We start from the raw sequence: 17,488 nt of genomic DNA, 5'->3' as shown, positions 1-17,488 counted from the left end.
TTGGGAAGAAATTTGCAAAAAAGAAAACGCCCCGTCAGAAGAACAGGGCGCTAAATTGATTGCCTAAAGGGGCAATCTTCCTAACCAACATCTTTGATCTCTAAAACTTAAAGCTTACACCACTGTATATTCCAATGGAAAAGGGTTGAAATTCACCCGCAGTTTTAGAAAACGTATTCATTTGATATTTAAAAACTGGCTCAACACTGAGCTGTACTTTTGGAGAGAAATCGTAGTTGAGCCCCATTCCAAAATTGGCACTAAAGTTCACATCATTGGCATTGGTGGCCTCGCCAACTTCGGTCACTAAACCTTCAGATTCAACCAACACAGAATTTTCCACAAGGAAAAGTGAGCTCACACCTCCAATAAGGTCAACCCCAAATTTCTTGTCAATTACGGCATAATTCAACTCAACAGGCACCTCAATATAACCCAGTTGCTGCACCATTTTTCCATCCAACACGGGTATTTCATTGGAGGAGAGCTCCAAGAACGCATCGGTTGGAATATTGTTGGGGAGACTATTTTTACTTTGGACCACAAGGGTTTCGGCTTTTTGATCATAATCGATATTAGCCAATTTAGCACTGGATGAGTTTCTGGCTGATGAGGAAAAGAGCACATCATTGGTGTCGTATCCATAATTAACCCGGTGCACTCCAGAACGGATTTTCAACTTTTTTCCAATTTCATAGGCAACGGAAAGGCCGTAACTCAAATTAAGATTTCCCGATTTGGAGTTGGAGGCAAAATCTGAATGGATGGGCGAACCTTTTCCAGAGGCACTGAAATACACTGGCGCCACGGATGGACCAACCGACCATTTGCCAGAGGTGTTATCCACGATTACCTCTTCCTCTTCCTCCTCTTTTATGGCATCAAAAATGGACTTGCCTTCATCATCTTGTTTTTCTTCATTTGCAGCCACAGCTTCTTCTTTTTGCTGTTCCAGCACATTTTGAAGCGCTTCTTTCTGAGTTGCCTTATCGCTGGAATTGTCATTGGCGATGGCTTTATCACCTTCAGAAATAGCGTTCGCAAGATTTTCTTCCCTTTTGTCCGATGAAGCCAAAGCTGCTACCTCTTCTTTGTTTTGAGAAGAAGGAAGAGCTTCTTGTTTTTGGATTCGGCCTTTTTCCGCCCCATCATTGTTGGCCACTTGCTGTTGATTGGAAGTAAAACTTTGGTTTGCGTTAACCGAAGAACCCTGCATATCTTGGTTTTCTCCTTCCTGGGTTTCAGAAGATGTCTCAACCAGACTTTCCGTGCCATTGGTAATGGAAGAAGGATCGATTTGTTCTTCTTGGGCGGAGGGTTCTATTTGGGTTTCGGTATCCGTTACAATACTATCGGTTTGTTGTTGAACACTTTCAAACGGATTGATGATGTACAATAACACGGCGACTAAGGCAGCCACTCCACCCAGTTGCCACCACAGTGGCACCATGCGTTTTTTCTGTTTCTTCTTGTCCAAGGAAGCCTCAATGGAGTTCCAGACCTTGTCATCTGGAACTTCCTGAAACCCTTCAAAGGTTTTCTTGAACAATTGCTCTAAATTCTTTTTCCCCATCGTTAAGTTCTTTAAGCAATGTTTATTTTCTCTTTTTCTATTTTTTCCCTCAGAATCATTTTGGCTCGTGCCAAATTTGATTTTGAGGTTCCCGTGGATGTCCCCAACATCTCACTTATCTCCTTGTGGCTATACCCATCCAACACATAAAGGTTAAAGGTAAGCCTGTACTTGTTCGGTAATTCTTGAATGTATCCCAAAAGGGTGGACAGGCTAATGTCCGTTCCTTCGGTATCCACCTCGGTTTCTTCGCCAATGTTTTCAGAAACTACATTGAGGTGTTGTTCTTTTCTGTATTTCTGTAATACGGTATTTACGGTAATCCGCTTGATCCAACCTTCAAAAGAACCTTGAAAGCCATATTGGTCTATCTTGCTGAAAATGGTCATAAAACTGTCGTGCAGATTATCCTCGGCCTCAGTTCTATTTTTGGAATACTTGAGACAAATACCGAAAAGAATACCGGAATATCTCCGGTATAATTCGGCTTGTGCCTGCCGTTCTTCCTTTTTACATTTATGTATCAGCTCTTCAAGATCCAAATGTTGGTCAATTTTGGATTATTGATATCTAGTCCGTGTTTGCTTCGCCGTCTACTGGAACATCATATTCCAAGTAAATGGCATTATCATTATCATCTTGCCCGGCATAAAACCTAAAATGATATTCACCGGTGAAGATAACATGGAACTGCATAGTTGCAACAACTTCTTCAACCACTTGCGTACAGCCAATGTTCTCATCTGTTAATCTGGATCCAACCACCAATACCTCACGATCGGTCTCCCCTGTTTTTACCACATCAAACCCTTCAAAATATGTGCAACCATCCAATCTTACATAAGTTACATCAATATCATAGGTTTCGTTGAGTTCAAAGGATTCGGGCATGTCCACATCCACAACATCCAATGAAGTAAAGTAAAAATTTGGGGTGTCATCATCCAGATCACATGAACTGAACCACAAGCATGCCACAAGAAAAACTAGGGGCATCAACAATTTTCTTACCATAAAAATCCTTTTTTATTCCCTAGATGTGCAGTATAGGCAAGGGTTGCGTAGGATTTTCACAAGCAAAAGTTAAACACCTAAAAAAGAAGAGGGCTTACGCTTTGACTGCAGAAATGGCCTCCTTGATTTTACCCTCCAATTCTTCGGAAAGTTCTGGGTTGTCCAACAGGAGTGCTTTAACGGCATCTCTTCCCTGTCCCAGTTTGGTGTCGCCATAACTGAACCACGAACCGCTTTTCTTTACAATTTCATAGGCAACTCCCAAGTCCAGGATTTCCCCGATCTTGGAAATACCTTCGCCGTACATGATGTCAAACTCAGCAGTTTTAAAAGGAGGCGCCACTTTGTTCTTTACCACCTTTACTCGTGTTTTGTTTCCTTGTACATTTCCATCGGTGTCCTTTATTTGCGTAGAGCGTCTAATATCCAACCGAACAGAAGCATAGAATTTCAGTGCGTTTCCACCGGTGGTGGTTTCCGGATTTCCGAACATCACTCCAATTTTTTCCCGCAACTGATTGATAAATATTACGGTACAATTGGTCTTACTGATGGTAGAGGTCAATTTTCTAAGGGCTTGGGACATTAAACGTGCATGGAGCCCCATTTTGGAATCCCCCATTTCCCCCTCAATCTCACTTTTCGGCGTAAGGGCGGCTACGGAATCCACAATAACAATGTCAATGGCTCCAGACCGGATAAGATTATCGGCAATTTCCAAAGCTTGTTCCCCATGATCAGGTTGTGATATGATGAGGTTATCGATATCTACACCCAGTTTTTTGGCATAGAAACGATCAAAAGCATGTTCCGCATCAATAAAAGCAGCTATGCCCCCTGCTTTTTGGGCTTCGGCAATGGCATGCAAGGTCAAAGTGGTTTTACCCGAAGACTCTGGGCCATAAATTTCAATGACCCGCCCACGAGGGTATCCGCCAACGCCCAAGGCAATGTCCAGTCCCAACGATCCAGAAGGAATTGCCTCAATGTCTTCCACAACACTATCACCCATTTTCATGACGGCGCCTTTACCGTAGGTCTTGTCCAGTTTGTCCAGCGTTAGTTTGAGGGCTTTTAATTTTGCTTCTTTTTCGTTGCTCATGGTTCTCGATATTAGGAAGGCTAAATTACCATTTCTTTCCACATACGGCAAAAGCCACGCAACCTTTTTATAAAGATCGAATCTACAGGGTACTAACTCAATATCCATAGAGCCGCACTTGGCTCGATTTAAGGTAGGGGAGAAAATATAGCTGTGAAAAAGTTTAAGGTGGTTTTAAGGGCTTCTTGCTAAAGAGGCCCTTTTCCATTTTACCTATCTGAATTTTTTATCTTTGCCTAGATTTTACAATAAACTATTCTTTAATCTTAACTATTGGTATAGCATGCAACTGTACAATACATTAAGTGCAAAGGAAAGGGAGAAACTTATTGAGGAAGCCGGACAAGATCGGCTTACCATCTCTTTCTACAAATATGCACACATTGGAAATCCCAAAATTTTACGGAACCATCTTTTTTTGAATTGGGACGAAATGGACGCTCTTGGCCGAATCTATGTGGCCAACGAAGGCATTAATGCGCAGCTTTCTGTACCGGCTGAAAATTTCAATGTTTTCAAGACTCATTTGGATAGCATTTCCTTTTTGGAAAATGTTCGATTGAACATCGCCATTGAGCAGGACAATAAATCCTTTTTGAAATTAAAGGTGAAGGTCCGTGATAAAATTGTGGCCGATGGACTTAATGACAAAACGTTTGACGTGACCAACAAGGGCATCCATGTGGGGGCTGAACAGTTCAACGAACTTATTGAAGACCCTGATACCGTTTTGGTGGATATGCGAAACCACTACGAAAGTGAGATAGGACATTTTAAAAATGCCGTTACCCCAGATGTGGACACGTTTCGAGACTCATTGGATATTATTGAACAGGATTTGGCAGAACACAAAGAGGACAAAAAATTGGTGATGTACTGCACCGGGGGAATCCGTTGTGAAAAAGCCAGTGCTTACTACAAACACAAAGGCTTCAAAAATGTATATCAGCTTGAAGGCGGTATTATTGAATACACCCGACAAGTACGCGCCCAAAACCTGGAAAATAAATTCTTGGGGAAAAACTTTGTCTTCGATCACAGGAGGGGGGAGCGGATTTCTGAGGATATCATTTCCCATTGCCATCAATGTGGAAAACCCTGCGACACCCACGTCAACTGCGCCAACGAAGCGTGTCATTTGTTGTTTATTCAGTGTGAGGAATGCGCTGCAACGATGGACAATTGCTGTTCCATGGAGTGCCAAGAAATCCATGCACTGCCCTATGAAAAGCAAAAAGCATTGCGAAAAGGAAAGGGGGCCAGTAACAAGATTTTCAAAAAAGGACGTTCTCCCGTATTGAAATACAAAAAATAGCATTTCAATACCCCCGTAAATTATACTATATTTACAATTAGTAATTTTTATGAACCCTATTGAGGTTAACCCTAAAAGATAAATGACACTTGAATGTCACATCGAGCGCAGTCGAGATGTACATTGAAAATTAGTTGTTTTAACGAGTTCTCGACTACGCTCGAACAGACAACTTGTCTTTTTGGAAACCTCAATCAAGATATTAAATATGGCGTGTAGCAGTTGTTCAACCGGCAAGGATGGACAACCGCGTGGTTGCAAGAACAATGGTACTTGCGGCACTGATGGTTGTAACAAGCTAACGGTCTTTGATTGGCTTTCCAATATGTCGTTGCCCAACGGTCAAAAACCCTTTGATTGCGTTGAGGTACGTTTCAAGAATAGTAGAAAGGAATTTTACAGGAATGTGGACAACCTCCCTTTGTCCATTGGTGATGTAGTGGCTACCCAGGCAAAATCCGGACACGATGTAGGTATGGTGACCCTTACCGGGGAATTGGTTCGGGTACAGATGAAACGAAAAAAAGAGTCCCCGGATGACAATTCCATTCCAAAAATTTACAGAAAAGCCACCCAACGCGATATTGATGTTTGGCAAAAATGCCGGGATAAAGAGGAAGAGATAAAAAAGCGCTCTAGGGAAATCGCCATCGCCCTTAGACTTGAAATGAAATTGAGCGATGTGGAATTTCAAGGCGATGGATCCAAAGCAACATTTTATTATACCGCCGAGGACCGGGTGGATTTTAGGCAATTGATCAAGGACATGGCCAAAGCCTTTGGCATCCGAATAGAAATGCGCCAAATAGGCTATCGGCAAGAAGCCCAACGATTGGGGGGCATTGGTTCCTGTGGAAGGGAATTGTGCTGCTCCACTTGGTTGGTTGATTTTAGATCCGTAAGTACCGCATCAGCCAGATACCAGCAATTGGCTTTGAACCCACAGAAATTGGCAGGGCAGTGCGGCAAGCTCAAGTGTTGCCTCAATTATGAGTTGGATATGTATTTGGAAGCATTGAAGGATTTTCCACCTCAAGATAGCAAGTTACTGACTAAAAAGGGGTTGGCCTTTTGCCAAAAAGCGGATATTTTTAAGGAAACCTTATGGTTTTCATACAAAGATGACCCCGCCACTTGGCATGCTTTGCATAAAGAACAAGTACTTGAAATTTTAGAGCTAAACAAGAAAAACGAAAAGATTGCCAGTCTTGAGGAATATGCCGAGGACAATGTAAGTGATGAAAAAATGGCCTTTGAAAATGTAGTGGGGCAAGACAGTCTCACCCGATTTGATAGGCCTAAGAATAAAAAACGTAGAAACAAGAAACGCAGAAAGCCTAAATCTAAAGCATCCTCCAATGCGAAATAGCCTACTTTCTCTCTTAACCTTGGTTCTGTTTGGATCTTGTAATGATCAAATGGTCTATTCAGAATATGAACCTTTGAAAGATGGGAAATGGGAAATGGGCAATGTTGTTCATTTTGAGTTTTCCGGGATGGACTCCATTACTTCCTATAATATGTTCATCAACATACGTAACGATGACAAATTTCCTTTCAGCAACCTTTTTTTGATCACAGAATTGGAAGCTCCCAATGGAAATACACTAAAAGACACTTTGGAATATAAAATGGCGGAGCCAACCGGGGAATGGTTGGGCAAAGGTTTGGGAAGTATAAAGGAAAACAAACTTTGGTTTCAGGAAAACGTCGTTTTTCCAGATTCTGGCGTATATAAAGTAAATATTTCCCATGCCATGCGCAAGAATGGTAGTGTGGATGGCGTTCATATTTTGGATGGCATTACCGATGTTGGTTTGGAAATAGAAAAAAGGATTCCATAAAAGCAATGGCAAAGAAGGCTCAAAAGAAACAACAGCAAGGATATTTTAAGTTTATTAAATGGTTCTGGATACTTTTTGGGTCCGGGGTTCTAGTGGTCATTTTCATTTTTCTTTTGGCATCATGGGGTGCTTTCGGAGAGATGCCCACCTTTGAACGTTTGGAAAACCCAGAGACAAATCTGGCAACGGAGTTTCTTTCTTCAGATGGTGAAACCTTGGGAAAATTATATTTGGATGACAATAGGACCTGGGTGGATTATGATACCTTGCCACAAAATCTAGTTGACGCCCTCGTTGCCACTGAAGACGCCAGATATTACAGTCATTCTGGGATTGATGCCCGTGGAACTTTAAGGGCATTTCTTTTTTTGGGTACCAAAGGAGGGGCCAGTACCATTTCACAACAACTTTCCCGTCAACTTTTTGTTGGGGTGCGTTCCCGAAACCTTATGGAAGCCGTTACCCAAAAAATAAAAGAATGGGTCATTGCTACCCGTTTGGAAAGAAATTATACCAAAGAGGAAATCATAGCCATGTACCTCAACATTTATGATTTTGGCTATGCTGCGGATGGTATCCGTTCCGCATCCCGAATTTATTTTGGCAAAGAACCGTATGAGCTTCGAACAGAGGAATCTGCCGTTTTGGTAGGGATGTTGAAAAATTCATCCCTGTACAATCCTATTCGACGGGAAGAATTGGTTCTAAACCGGAGAAACACGGTTTTGGGGCAAATGGCCAAATATGATTATATCTCCGAAGAGGAAAAGGATTCTCTACAGCAGTTGAAAATGAACATCAATTTCAACCCAGAATCGCACCGGGAAGGACTCGCCACCTATTTTAGGATGCACATGCAGCGGTTTATGAACAAGTGGGTTGCTGAAAACCCAAAACCTGATGGTGAAAAATGGAACATCTATTTAGACGGATTGAAAGTCTATACCACGGTAGATTCCAGAATGCAGCGCAACGCTGAGGAAGCTGTGCAGGAGCATATGAAAAATCTTCAGGCGGAATTCTTTCACCAGAATACACCACAAAGAAATGCAACAGCGCCCTTTTTGGACATTTCACGAGGAGCCATTGATACCATCATGGAACGTTCCATGAGACGATCCGCCCGTTGGCGTCATTTAAAAAGAGAAGGCCTGTCTGATAAAGAGATTGAAGCTACGTTTCACAAAGAAGAGGAAATGACCGTCTTTGATTGGAACAGTGATTCTTTTGAAAAGGACACCATTATGTCCCCTCTGGATTCTATTCGCTATTACAAGACCTTTTTACGAACCGCAATGATGTCCATGGAGCCGCAAACGGGCCACGTGAAAGCTTGGGTAGGTGGAATAGACTATAAGCACTTTCAATACGACAATGTTATCCAAGGAGCAAGGCAGGCAGGATCTACATTCAAACCGTTTGTATATGCTGCGGCCATTGATCAATTACGATATTCTCCCTGCGAATCTCTGCCCGACAATCAATACTGCATTGAACCCGGAAAGCATGGTAATATGGAAGCGTGGTGTCCGAAAAACTCCGATGGAAAGTATTCTGGTGAGAACCTGACCCTCAAAAATGCATTGGCCAATTCAGTAAATACCGTTACTGCACAATTGATTGACAAAGTAGGGCCGGGCTCCGTGGTTTCCATAGCAAAGAGCATGGGATTGAACAAGAACATTCCAGAAGTTCCATCCATAGCATTAGGAACCCATGATTTTAGTGTATATGAAATGGTTGGAGCCTATGGTACTTTTGCCAATCAAGGGGTATATGTTAAACCAGTAATGGTAACCCGAATTGAAGACAAAAACGGAACCGTACTCTATGAATACACCCCAGAAACCAAAGATGTTTTGAGCAAGGATGTCGCCTATGCCATGATTAATCTGATGGAAGGGGTAACTCAATACGGCTCTGGGGGAAGACTGCGGCACTCCTTTGCAAAAGACCAAACGGTATATAAAGAAATTATAACAGGCTATCCCTACGAGCTTACTAATCCAATTGCAGGAAAAACAGGTACTACACAGAATCAGAGCGACGGTTGGTTTATGGGTATGGTGCCCAATTTGGTGACTGGTGTTTGGGTAGGTGGTGATGATAGATCAATCCATTTTTCAAGCCTTACCTATGGACAAGGAGCATCCATGGCATTGCCCATTTGGGCACTTTATATGAAGAAGAACTACGCCAATGAAGAATTGGGGGTTTCCAAAGATGCTTTTGAAGAACCGGAAGAAATGACCATTAATGTGGATTGCTCCAAACAAGCTCAAGAGGAGGAAGACGATTTGGATACCGAGGACGATTTGGAAGACATCGATTTTTAGTCTATTTACACCTTAAAAAATAGTAGCCTCAAGCATGAAATGTCTTGGGCTTTTTTATTTTAATCGTAATTTCAAGCAATAGGAAAAAAGAAGAAATGATCAATAAAAAAGTTTCAAATGTTTCAATGGCTTTGGAGGGTGTGGCAGATGGAATGACCTTTATGCTGGGCGGATTTGGCCTTTGTGGTATTCCTGAAAATGCCATTGCCGAATTGGTGAAGTTGGGGGTCAAGCACATCACCTGCATCTCAAATAATGCTGGGGTGGATGATTTTGGCCTTGGCTTGCTACTACAAAAACATCAGATTAAAAAAATGATATCCTCCTATGTGGGGGAAAACGATGAGTTTGAGCGCCAAATGTTGAGCGGTGAACTGGAAGTGGAGCTGACACCCCAAGGTACCCTAGCTGAAAAATGTAGGGCGGCCCAGGCCGGCTTCCCAGCTTTTTATACCCCAGCCGGCTACGGAACTGAAGTGGCAGAAGGCAAAGAGACCCGTGAGTTCAATGGAAAGATGTATGTGCTGGAACCTGCGTTTAAGGCTGATTTCTCCTTTGTTAAGGCCTGGAAGGGCGACGAAGCCGGTAACTTGGTTTTCAAGGGAACAGCGCGCAATTTTAATCCCTGCATGTGTGGTGCTGCTAAGATTACGGTTGCTGAGGTAGAGGAACTCCTTCCAGCTGGAAGTTTGGACCCCAACGAGATTCACATTCCCGGCATATTTGTACAGCGCATTTTCCAAGGGGAAAAGTATGAGAAACGCATAGAACAACGAACATTACGCATACGGAGTTAGAAATTGTCCCCTTGAGGGGACCTCAGGGGTGTTTAAATTAAGGACAAAAACAATGTTGGATAAAAACGGAATCGCAAAACGTATTGCAAAAGAGGTCAAGGATGGATACTATGTCAATTTAGGGATAGGCATTCCTACCTTGGTGGCCAATTTTGTTCGGGATGATATCAGTGTAGAATTTCAAAGTGAAAATGGGGTGCTTGGTATGGGTCCTTTTCCCTTTGAAGGTGAAGAGGATGCCGACATTATCAACGCAGGAAAACAGACCATCACCACTTTGCCAGGAGCCTCTTTTTTTGATTCGGCCCTAAGCTTTTCCATGATTCGTGGGCAACATGTGGACCTTACCATATTAGGAGCCATGGAAGTGGCTGAGAATGGAGATATCGCCAATTGGAAGATTCCGGGTAAAATGGTCAAAGGTATGGGAGGTGCCATGGATTTGGTGGCATCTGCTGAGAACATTATCGTAGCCATGATGCATACCAATAAAGCAGGGGAGTCCAAACTTTTAAAACGATGTACCCTGCCATTGACTGGAGTAGGTTGTGTTAAAAAGGTTGTGACCAATTTAGCGGTTTTGGAGGTGACATCTAAAGGATTCAAACTTTTGGAAAGAGCTCCCGGGGTCACCGTTGAAGATATTGAAAAGGCTACAGAAGGTAATCTGATTGTGGAGGGAGAAGTACCCGAAATGAAGATTTAGCAAATACCTTTCGTTTTTATACAACAAAATAAAACCATTACACAACATTAGTTTTAATTTGCCAATCATCGAGTTTATATTTGGTTATATCGAATTTTTTACCCAAATTAACACCTAATAAAACTTTACCATGGCAGCCAAATTAAACCACACCACAATGGACGAAAACGTCCAAGTGTACCGAAACGATTTCTTTACAGGATTTATGCTATTGATTAAGAAGCTTTTTATGCTTTAGACCAATATACATTCCCCCTGAAAATCTTAGAGCCGACACTTTTGTTAGGCTCTTTTTTTTGGGATAAATTTGAGGAAAAATAACCATGGGCTTAAATTTTAGGGAGTGCACTATTTCTGATTTGGATACTTTGGTCAACATATCCAAAAGTACTTTTGTGGCCGCTTTTGAAAAAGATAACGATCCTGATGATTTTCAAGATTACATTCAAAAAGCGTTCAGCTCAGACAGGTTGGAAAAAGAACTGAAGAACACCGATTCTCTCTTTTATTTTGTATTTGATGATAAGACCTTGGCTGGGTACTTTAAGTTAAACATGGGCAGCGCACAGACTGATGTGCATGATCAAGACTCCATTGAACTGGAGCGGATTTATGTAATTCAGGAACATCAAGGCAAAAAAATAGGTGCACAGATGCTCAAGGAAATTTTGGCTCTGGGTAAAAAACTAAGCAAAGCATATCTATGGCTGGGAGTGTGGGAACACAATCCCAAAGCCATCCGATTTTACCAAAGACACGGCTTCCAAAAATTTGGAGAACATCCTTATTACATTGGTAAGGATAAACAGACCGATTGGCTCCTTCGGCTAGACCTTTAAAAAGTTTTCCAAGAACAAAATATCCCCTTCAGAGCGTAGCTTGTAGGCAATGGAGTTCTCAAAAGCGGCATGGATCAGTAACGAAATGGCCTGCGCATTGGCCTTGGTAAGGCTGTTGGTCCGGTATACCACATCCCTAATGGTTGAAAAACTCACTTTGCTACGAATGGCAATGTTGGCATAATCGTCTTTAGAGACATTTCTCCGTAGTGTTTCCGAAAGGCGCTCACTGATTGGTTTTCCAAAGTCTTCTTTGGAAAACATGTCATCGCTATTAATGACCATGGTAAGATTTTTAATAGATCCCATCTCAATAGTTTTAGTGGATTACTAATTATTTTATTGGGGTCTCATCGTATTTTCTATATTTGGCTTGTAACCCAATTACAGAAAAGTGGCGGAATCGCTGCGGCTAGTGCATATTGCGTAACAATATTACACAATATAATGAATATATGTATATAATTAAGCAGTTAAGGCGTAAAAAAAATATAAGCCAATCTAAATTGGGTAAAGAAATCGGGGTCAGCCTCCGTACCATACAGCTTTACGAGCGGAAGAACGCCAATATTCCCATTAAGAATCTCACCAAGATTGCCAACTTTTTTGATATGACCATTGCAGAATTGTACCTGCAAGAGTTTAATGATATGGGAGAATCGTATACCAAAGAGCAACCCTTTACCAAGCACGGAAGCGTTTTTTACCCCTTGGTAAATGGAAAATATTTGGTCATGGCACCTTTAATATTAGCGGAATGGCATCAAAAATATATTGAAGGTTTAGAAAAACAGCAAGATAGTGTACCCTTTAAATCGGCTTTTATCATTGATGTTTTGGCGAAGGAACCCCACCGAATCTTTGAAGTTTCCGGGGATTCCATGAACGATACCACCATACATGCCATTCCCAACAAGACCTTTGTGCTGGGCTTGGGGCTAAAGAAGGAATCTTTTGTAAAGGACGATGAAACCCTTTGGAACCAATCCTACATCTTGGTCTGTAAGGATCGAATCATCTGTAAACAACTTACAGGATATTCCAAAGAGAAAGCTGTGCTATTATGCCATAATTTGAATACCTCTCCAGAATTTCAGGATTTTGATTTGCCCTTGGATGATGTACTTCAGATTTTCAAGATTGTGCAAAAACAACTGTAGATTTTCCAACAATCAAATTGAATTCAAAATTTCGGCCGCTTTCTCCAAAACATCGTTGGTCTTGGCGAAGCAAAACCGGAGGAATTTCTTATCATAATCTGTTGTGCAAAATACAGAGACCGGAATGCTCGCAAGTTGATGCTCTTTTATCAATCGTTCTGCGAAGACCGTATCTTTTTCGTCCGTGATAGCTGAATACTCCAACAATTGAAAATACGTACCCTCCGAAGGAACCATTTTGAACCTAGAATCTTTTATGGCATGCAAGAAAGTATCCCGTTTCTCCTGATAAAAACTACCCAGATTTACATAATGCTGGGGTTCCTTTAAATATTGGGCCAACGCAATCTGCATGGCATGGTTCACAGAAAACACATTGAACTGGTGCACTTTTTGAAACTCCATCATCAACGGTTTGGGGGCCACGCAATATCCTACTTTCCAGCCTGTGGCATGAAATGTTTTTCCAAACGAAGAGCAGATGACGCTTCGTTCTGCCAAATCCGGATATTTGGCTGCGCTCTCATGTGGTTTGCCATCAAAAACAATATGTTCATACACCTCATCACTCAACAAGATAATATTGGTATCCCTTAAAATTTCTTGAAGTTGTAGCATATCACTTTCGGACCAAATAGTGCCCGTAGGATTGTGAGGCGTATTGATGATGACCATTTTGGTCTTGGGACTTATGGCCGATTTGAAGGCGGTCCAATTCATTTGAAAATCGTTTCCCTCCAGAGCCACCGGAACAATTTTACCTCCAAATAGGGAAATGGCCGGTTCGTAGCAATCAAAGGCGGGTTCTATAACAATGACTTCATCTTTTGGGCGAATGAAGGCAGCAATCGTGGTAAAAATGGCTTGGGTTGCCCCGGCCGTTACGGTAATCTCAGATTCAGGATGATAATATGGGCCATACAAACGCTCAATTTTCTCAGAAATGGCCTCCCGAAGGGATAGCACTCCTTGCATGGGTGCATATTGGTTATGACCATTTTTAAAAGCCTCACTTATCAACTCCAAAAGCTGCGGGTCTGGGTCAAAATTGGGAAATCCTTGGGATAGGTTTATGGCATTATGGGTACGGGCCAATTGGCCAATGGTGGTGAAAATGGTGGTACCCACGTGGGGCAATTTAGATGTTATTTCAATCATTGGCGTGATGTTCGTTTAATACGTTTAGTACTTTTTGCAAGCAACGTTCCAAATCTTTTTTCACCTCGGTCTCCCAAAACCGAAATACCGTATAGCCCATTTGTTCCAATGCTTCGTTCACTTCCTCATCCCGTTGAATGTTTCGTTCGATCTTTGGAATCCAAAATTCCCGGTTGCTTTTGATTTTATGTTTGCGTTCGTCCCAATTGTGGCCGTGCCAGAACTCCCCATCAATAAAAATGACGGTTTTGTATTTTTTCAGAGCGATGTCAGGCTTTCCGATGAGTTTTTTATAATCAATGCGATAGCGATACCCAGCTTGCCATAATGCTTTCCGGAAAGCCAACTCGGGTTTGGTATTCTTGCCTCGAATCTTCCCCATAATCTTCGAACGCTCTGGGGTGGTGTAAAAACCACTTTCTTCATTAAATCGAGGTACTTTGATTCGTTCTTTCGGATACTTTTTGGGCATACGGGAATATACGAAGCTTTTCAATGAAAGTGAACAGTAGAACCATCATTCTGTGTTGAGCAAAGAATAATTGGTTTGACACGAATCATGCGAATATGCACTAATGCTTCTTTGTGTGCTGAGCGCCCGCCTGCCGGACGGGCAGGGAGTCTGGAATCCAATTTACTCCCATGGGAAGTTGAAACAGGTTCAGCATGACTTCTTAAGTCGGAAGCCTGAGCGAAGTCGAAGGCTCAATCGAGAAACCTCAGAAATATGTGTTAATTCGTGATATTCGTGTCGAGATTGAATGGTGCAAAAACAAAAACCCAAACTCCTATTGGAATTTGGGTTTTGCCTATTGAAATGTTATGGTGTCTATCCCTTCAACGAAGCAGATAGATACTCTCGGTTCATCCGGGCAATGTTAGTCAATGAAATGCCTTTAGGGCATTCCACCTCACAAGCACCGGTATTGGTGCAATTTCCAAAACCTTCCAAATCCATTTGGCGGACCATGTTCTGAACGCGCTCCACAGCCTCAATTCTACCTTGCGGTAACAACGCAAACTGTGAAACTTTGGCCGAGGTGAACAACATGGCACTCGCATTTTTGCAGGCGGCCACACAAGCCCCACAACCAATACAGGTGGCGGCATCCATGGCCTCATCAGCATCGTGCTTGTTGATGGGAATGGCGTTGGCATCAACCGTGTTCCCAGATGTGTTCACGGAAATATAACCCCCAGCTTGTTGAATGCGTTCAAAAGCACTTCGGTCCACAATCAAATCCTTGATGACAGGGAACGCTTTTGCTTTAAAAGGTTCAATGACGATGGTGTCACCATCATTGAATTTACGCATGTGCAATTGGCAAGTGGTGACCAAACGGTCCGGGCCGTGAGGTTCCCCGTTGATTTGAAGCGAACAGGTTCCGCAGATACCTTCTCGACAGTCATGATCAAACTCCACGGGCTCTTCTCCTTTTGAGACCAATTCTTCATTAAGAATGTCCAGCATTTCCAAGAAAGACATATCACCTTCAACACCATCAAGGGTATAATCAACTATCTTACCTGGTGAAGATGCGTCTTTCTGACGCCATATTTTGAGATATAATTTCATAGTTATGTAGTTGTTCGTTGTTTGTTGTTCGTTGTTGGGCTTCCCATCAACCAGCAACTCTCAACTATTTATAACTTCTTGTTTTTAGTTCAATGTTTTCGTAAACCAAATCCTCTTTGTGCAATTCGGCATCTTTTGGCTCGCCTTTGTATTCCCAAGCGGCCACATATTTAAAGTTCTTATCATCACGGAGCGCTTCCCCTTCTTCGGTTTGGTACTCTTCACGGAAATGTCCTCCGCACGATTCATTTCGGTGCAAAGCATCTTTCGCGAATAGCTCACCCAGCTCCAAAAAGTCGGCTACACGTCCGGCTTTTTCCAATTCTTGGTTTTTGGAATCGATGGTTCCTGGTATTTTTACATTTTCCCAGAAATCTTTTCGAAGCTCGGCAATTTCCTTGATGGCTTCCTCCAGTCCTTTGGAATTTCTAGCCATACCACATTTGTTCCACATGATCTTGCCCAACTTTTTGTGATAATAATCCACGGAGTGGATACCGGTACCGGACATTAACTTCTCCATGCGTTCGCGAACCTGTTTTTCGGCTTCATCAAATGCTTCAGAATCTGTTGGTATTTTCCCAGTTCTGATATCATCAGACAAATAATCTCCAATGGTATAAGGAAGAACAAAGTAACCATCGGCCAATCCCTGCATCAAAGCCGAAGCTCCCAAACGGTTGGCACCGTGGTCGCTAAAGTTAGCCTCCCCAGCGGAATAGCACCCAGGGATAGTGGTTTGTAGGTTGTAATCCACCCAAAGTCCACCCATGGTATAATGCACCGCAGGATAGATCATCATCGGGGTTTTATAGGGATTTTGATCTACAATTTTTTCATACATCTGAAAGAGGTTACCGTATTTGGCTTCGATAACTTCTTCACCTAATTTTATGATAGTCGCCTCATCTGGGTCTTTAATACCAGAGGTCAAGGCTTTTTCTTTTCCATATCTTTTGATGGCCGATGCGAAATCCAAATACACCGCTTCACCGGTCTTGTTTACGCCGAAGCCGGCATCGCATCGTTCTTTGGCGGCCCTTGACGCCACATCACGGGGCACCAAGTTACCGAAAGCAGGATATCTTCGTTCCAAATAGTAGTCACGATCTTCTTCAGCAAGTTGAGTTGGTTTCAATTTTCCTTCTCGAATGGCAACGGCATCTTCCATTTTCTTGGGCACCCAAATTCGTCCATCGTTTCTAAGCGATTCGGACATCAATGTCAATTTAGACTGATGATCTCCAGAAACAGGAATACAGGTTGGGTGGATTTGGGTAAAACACGGATTGGCAAAGAAGGCACCTTTTCGGTGTGCTCGCCATGCGGCCATAACATTACTTCCCATAGCGTTAGTCGAAAGGAAGAAAACGTTTCCATATCCACCAGTGGCCAAAACAACAGCATGACCGCTATGTCGTTCTATTTCACCAGTCACCAAGTTTCGTGCTATGATGCCTCTTGCTTTGCCATCCACCAAAACCAAATCCATCATTTCATGACGGGTGTAGGATTGAATCTTACCGCGGTTGATTTGTCGGTTCATGGCAGCGTAGGCACCCAGCAACAATTGCTGTCCAGTTTGTCCCTTCGCATAAAACGTTCTTGAAACCAATACCCCTCCAAAGGAGCGGTTGTCCAACATACCCCCATATTCGCGGGCAAAAGGAACGCCTTGTGCCACACATTGGTCAATGATGTTTCCAGATACTTCAGCCAAGCGATATACGTTGGCTTCACGAGAGCGGTAATCACCCCCTTTGATGGTATCATAGAAAAGACGGTAGTTACTGTCCCCATCCCCTTGATAGTTCTTGGCTGCGTTGATACCTCCTTGGGCAGCAATGGAGTGCGCCCTGCGAGGAGAATCTTGGTAGCAGAATGTTTTTACGTTGTATCCCAACTCGGCCAAGGTAGCCGCAGCTGCACCTCCAGCCAATCCTGTTCCCACCACAATAACATCAATGTTCCTTTTGTTGGCAGGGTTTACAAGATCAATATCGTTTTTATGTTTGGTCCATTTATCGGCCAACGGCCCAGATGGAATTTTAGAATCCAATATGCCCAT

At 42.6% G+C, this 17,488-nt stretch carries 17 protein-coding genes; 8 read left to right on the top strand and 9 right to left on the bottom strand.

Annotated elements, in window-relative coordinates:
- Positions 1–100 precede the first annotated feature (100 nt).
- From J0X14_RS01345 to recA, 4 genes are all read right to left on the bottom strand, one after another.
- Complete coding sequence (locus J0X14_RS01345) at positions 101–1,573, bottom strand: outer membrane beta-barrel protein (protein WP_207095967.1); 1,473 nt, start codon at positions 1,571–1,573, stop codon at positions 101–103.
- Positions 1,574–1,584: 11 nt separating this feature from the next.
- Positions 1,585–2,115, bottom strand: a complete 531-nt coding sequence (locus tag J0X14_RS01340) for an RNA polymerase sigma factor (RefSeq protein WP_207095966.1) — start codon at positions 2,113–2,115, stop codon at positions 1,585–1,587.
- 28 nt (positions 2,116–2,143) lie between these two features.
- Positions 2,144–2,587 carry a hypothetical protein gene (locus tag J0X14_RS01335; protein WP_207095965.1) on the bottom strand — a complete coding sequence of 148 codons (444 nt, stop codon included), beginning with the start codon at positions 2,585–2,587 and terminating at the stop codon, positions 2,144–2,146.
- 94 nt (positions 2,588–2,681) lie between these two features.
- On the bottom strand, positions 2,682–3,689 hold the full coding sequence (recA, locus tag J0X14_RS01330) for a recombinase RecA (protein ID WP_207095964.1): 1,008 nt from the start codon (positions 3,687–3,689) through the stop codon (positions 2,682–2,684).
- 283 nt (positions 3,690–3,972) lie between these two features.
- Between recA and J0X14_RS01325 the strand changes: the two genes are divergently transcribed.
- The 7 genes from J0X14_RS01325 to J0X14_RS01295 all read left to right on the top strand — a co-directional run bounded on the left by J0X14_RS01325 (position 3,973) and on the right by J0X14_RS01295 (position 11,526).
- Positions 3,973–5,004, top strand: a complete 1,032-nt coding sequence (locus J0X14_RS01325; protein WP_207095963.1) for a rhodanese-related sulfurtransferase — start codon at positions 3,973–3,975, stop codon at positions 5,002–5,004.
- A gap of 208 nt (positions 5,005–5,212) precedes the next feature.
- Entirely contained in the window at positions 5,213–6,373 is a 1,161-nt protein-coding gene (locus J0X14_RS01320; RefSeq protein ID WP_207095962.1) for a stage 0 sporulation family protein, read from the top strand.
- On the top strand, positions 6,363–6,848 hold the full coding sequence (locus J0X14_RS01315) for a gliding motility lipoprotein GldH (protein ID WP_207095961.1): 486 nt from the start codon (positions 6,363–6,365) through the stop codon (positions 6,846–6,848). The genes J0X14_RS01320 and J0X14_RS01315 overlap by 11 nt, the downstream gene beginning before the upstream one ends.
- 5 nt (positions 6,849–6,853) lie before the next feature.
- Positions 6,854–9,184, top strand: a complete 2,331-nt coding sequence (locus J0X14_RS01310; protein WP_207095960.1) for a penicillin-binding protein 1A — start codon at positions 6,854–6,856, stop codon at positions 9,182–9,184.
- Between the two features lie 95 nt (positions 9,185–9,279).
- Positions 9,280–9,981: a CoA transferase subunit A gene (locus J0X14_RS01305; protein WP_207095959.1), complete on the top strand. Its 702-nt coding sequence runs from the start codon at positions 9,280–9,282 to the stop codon at positions 9,979–9,981.
- A gap of 52 nt (positions 9,982–10,033) precedes the next feature.
- A complete protein-coding gene (locus tag J0X14_RS01300; RefSeq protein ID WP_207095958.1) occupies positions 10,034–10,687 on the top strand; it encodes a CoA transferase subunit B in 654 nt (217 codons plus the stop codon).
- A 323-nt stretch (positions 10,688–11,010) separates the two neighbouring features.
- Positions 11,011–11,526 carry a GNAT family N-acetyltransferase gene (locus J0X14_RS01295; RefSeq protein WP_207095957.1) on the top strand — a complete coding sequence of 172 codons (516 nt, stop codon included), beginning with the start codon at positions 11,011–11,013 and terminating at the stop codon, positions 11,524–11,526.
- Here J0X14_RS01295 and J0X14_RS01290 read toward each other — a convergent pair.
- On the bottom strand, positions 11,515–11,835 hold the full coding sequence (locus J0X14_RS01290; RefSeq protein ID WP_207095956.1) for a hypothetical protein: 321 nt from the start codon (positions 11,833–11,835) through the stop codon (positions 11,515–11,517). The genes J0X14_RS01295 and J0X14_RS01290 overlap by 12 nt on opposite strands.
- Before the next feature lie 146 nt (positions 11,836–11,981).
- Here J0X14_RS01290 and J0X14_RS01285 point away from each other — a divergent pair, with 146 nt between their 5' ends.
- On the top strand, positions 11,982–12,686 hold the full coding sequence (locus J0X14_RS01285) for a helix-turn-helix domain-containing protein (protein ID WP_207095955.1): 705 nt from the start codon (positions 11,982–11,984) through the stop codon (positions 12,684–12,686).
- A gap of 12 nt (positions 12,687–12,698) precedes the next feature.
- Here the strand turns inward: J0X14_RS01285 and J0X14_RS01280 are convergent, their stop codons facing one another.
- The 4 genes from J0X14_RS01280 to J0X14_RS01265 form a co-directional block, all read right to left on the bottom strand.
- Positions 12,699–13,841, bottom strand: coding sequence for a methionine aminotransferase (locus J0X14_RS01280; protein WP_317194420.1), 1,143 nt, complete (start codon positions 13,839–13,841; stop codon positions 12,699–12,701).
- Positions 13,837–14,316: a very short patch repair endonuclease gene (locus J0X14_RS01275; RefSeq protein ID WP_207095953.1), complete on the bottom strand. Its 480-nt coding sequence runs from the start codon at positions 14,314–14,316 to the stop codon at positions 13,837–13,839. The genes J0X14_RS01280 and J0X14_RS01275 overlap by 5 nt, the downstream gene beginning before the upstream one ends.
- A gap of 357 nt (positions 14,317–14,673) precedes the next feature.
- Positions 14,674–15,420 carry a succinate dehydrogenase/fumarate reductase iron-sulfur subunit gene (locus J0X14_RS01270; RefSeq protein ID WP_036386242.1) on the bottom strand — a complete coding sequence of 249 codons (747 nt, stop codon included), beginning with the start codon at positions 15,418–15,420 and terminating at the stop codon, positions 14,674–14,676.
- A 64-nt stretch (positions 15,421–15,484) separates the two neighbouring features.
- The gene (locus tag J0X14_RS01265; protein WP_207095952.1) at positions 15,485–17,488 is read right to left on the bottom strand and encodes a fumarate reductase/succinate dehydrogenase flavoprotein subunit; all 2,004 of its coding nucleotides are present in this window, start codon (positions 17,486–17,488) and stop codon (positions 15,485–15,487) included.

Source organism: Allomuricauda sp. CAU 1633, from assembly GCF_017313225.1.
GTDB lineage: Bacteria > Bacteroidota > Bacteroidia > Flavobacteriales > Flavobacteriaceae > Flagellimonas.
The sequence above is the reverse complement of the archived record's forward strand: the minus strand, read 5'-3'. Positions and strand labels throughout refer to the sequence as shown.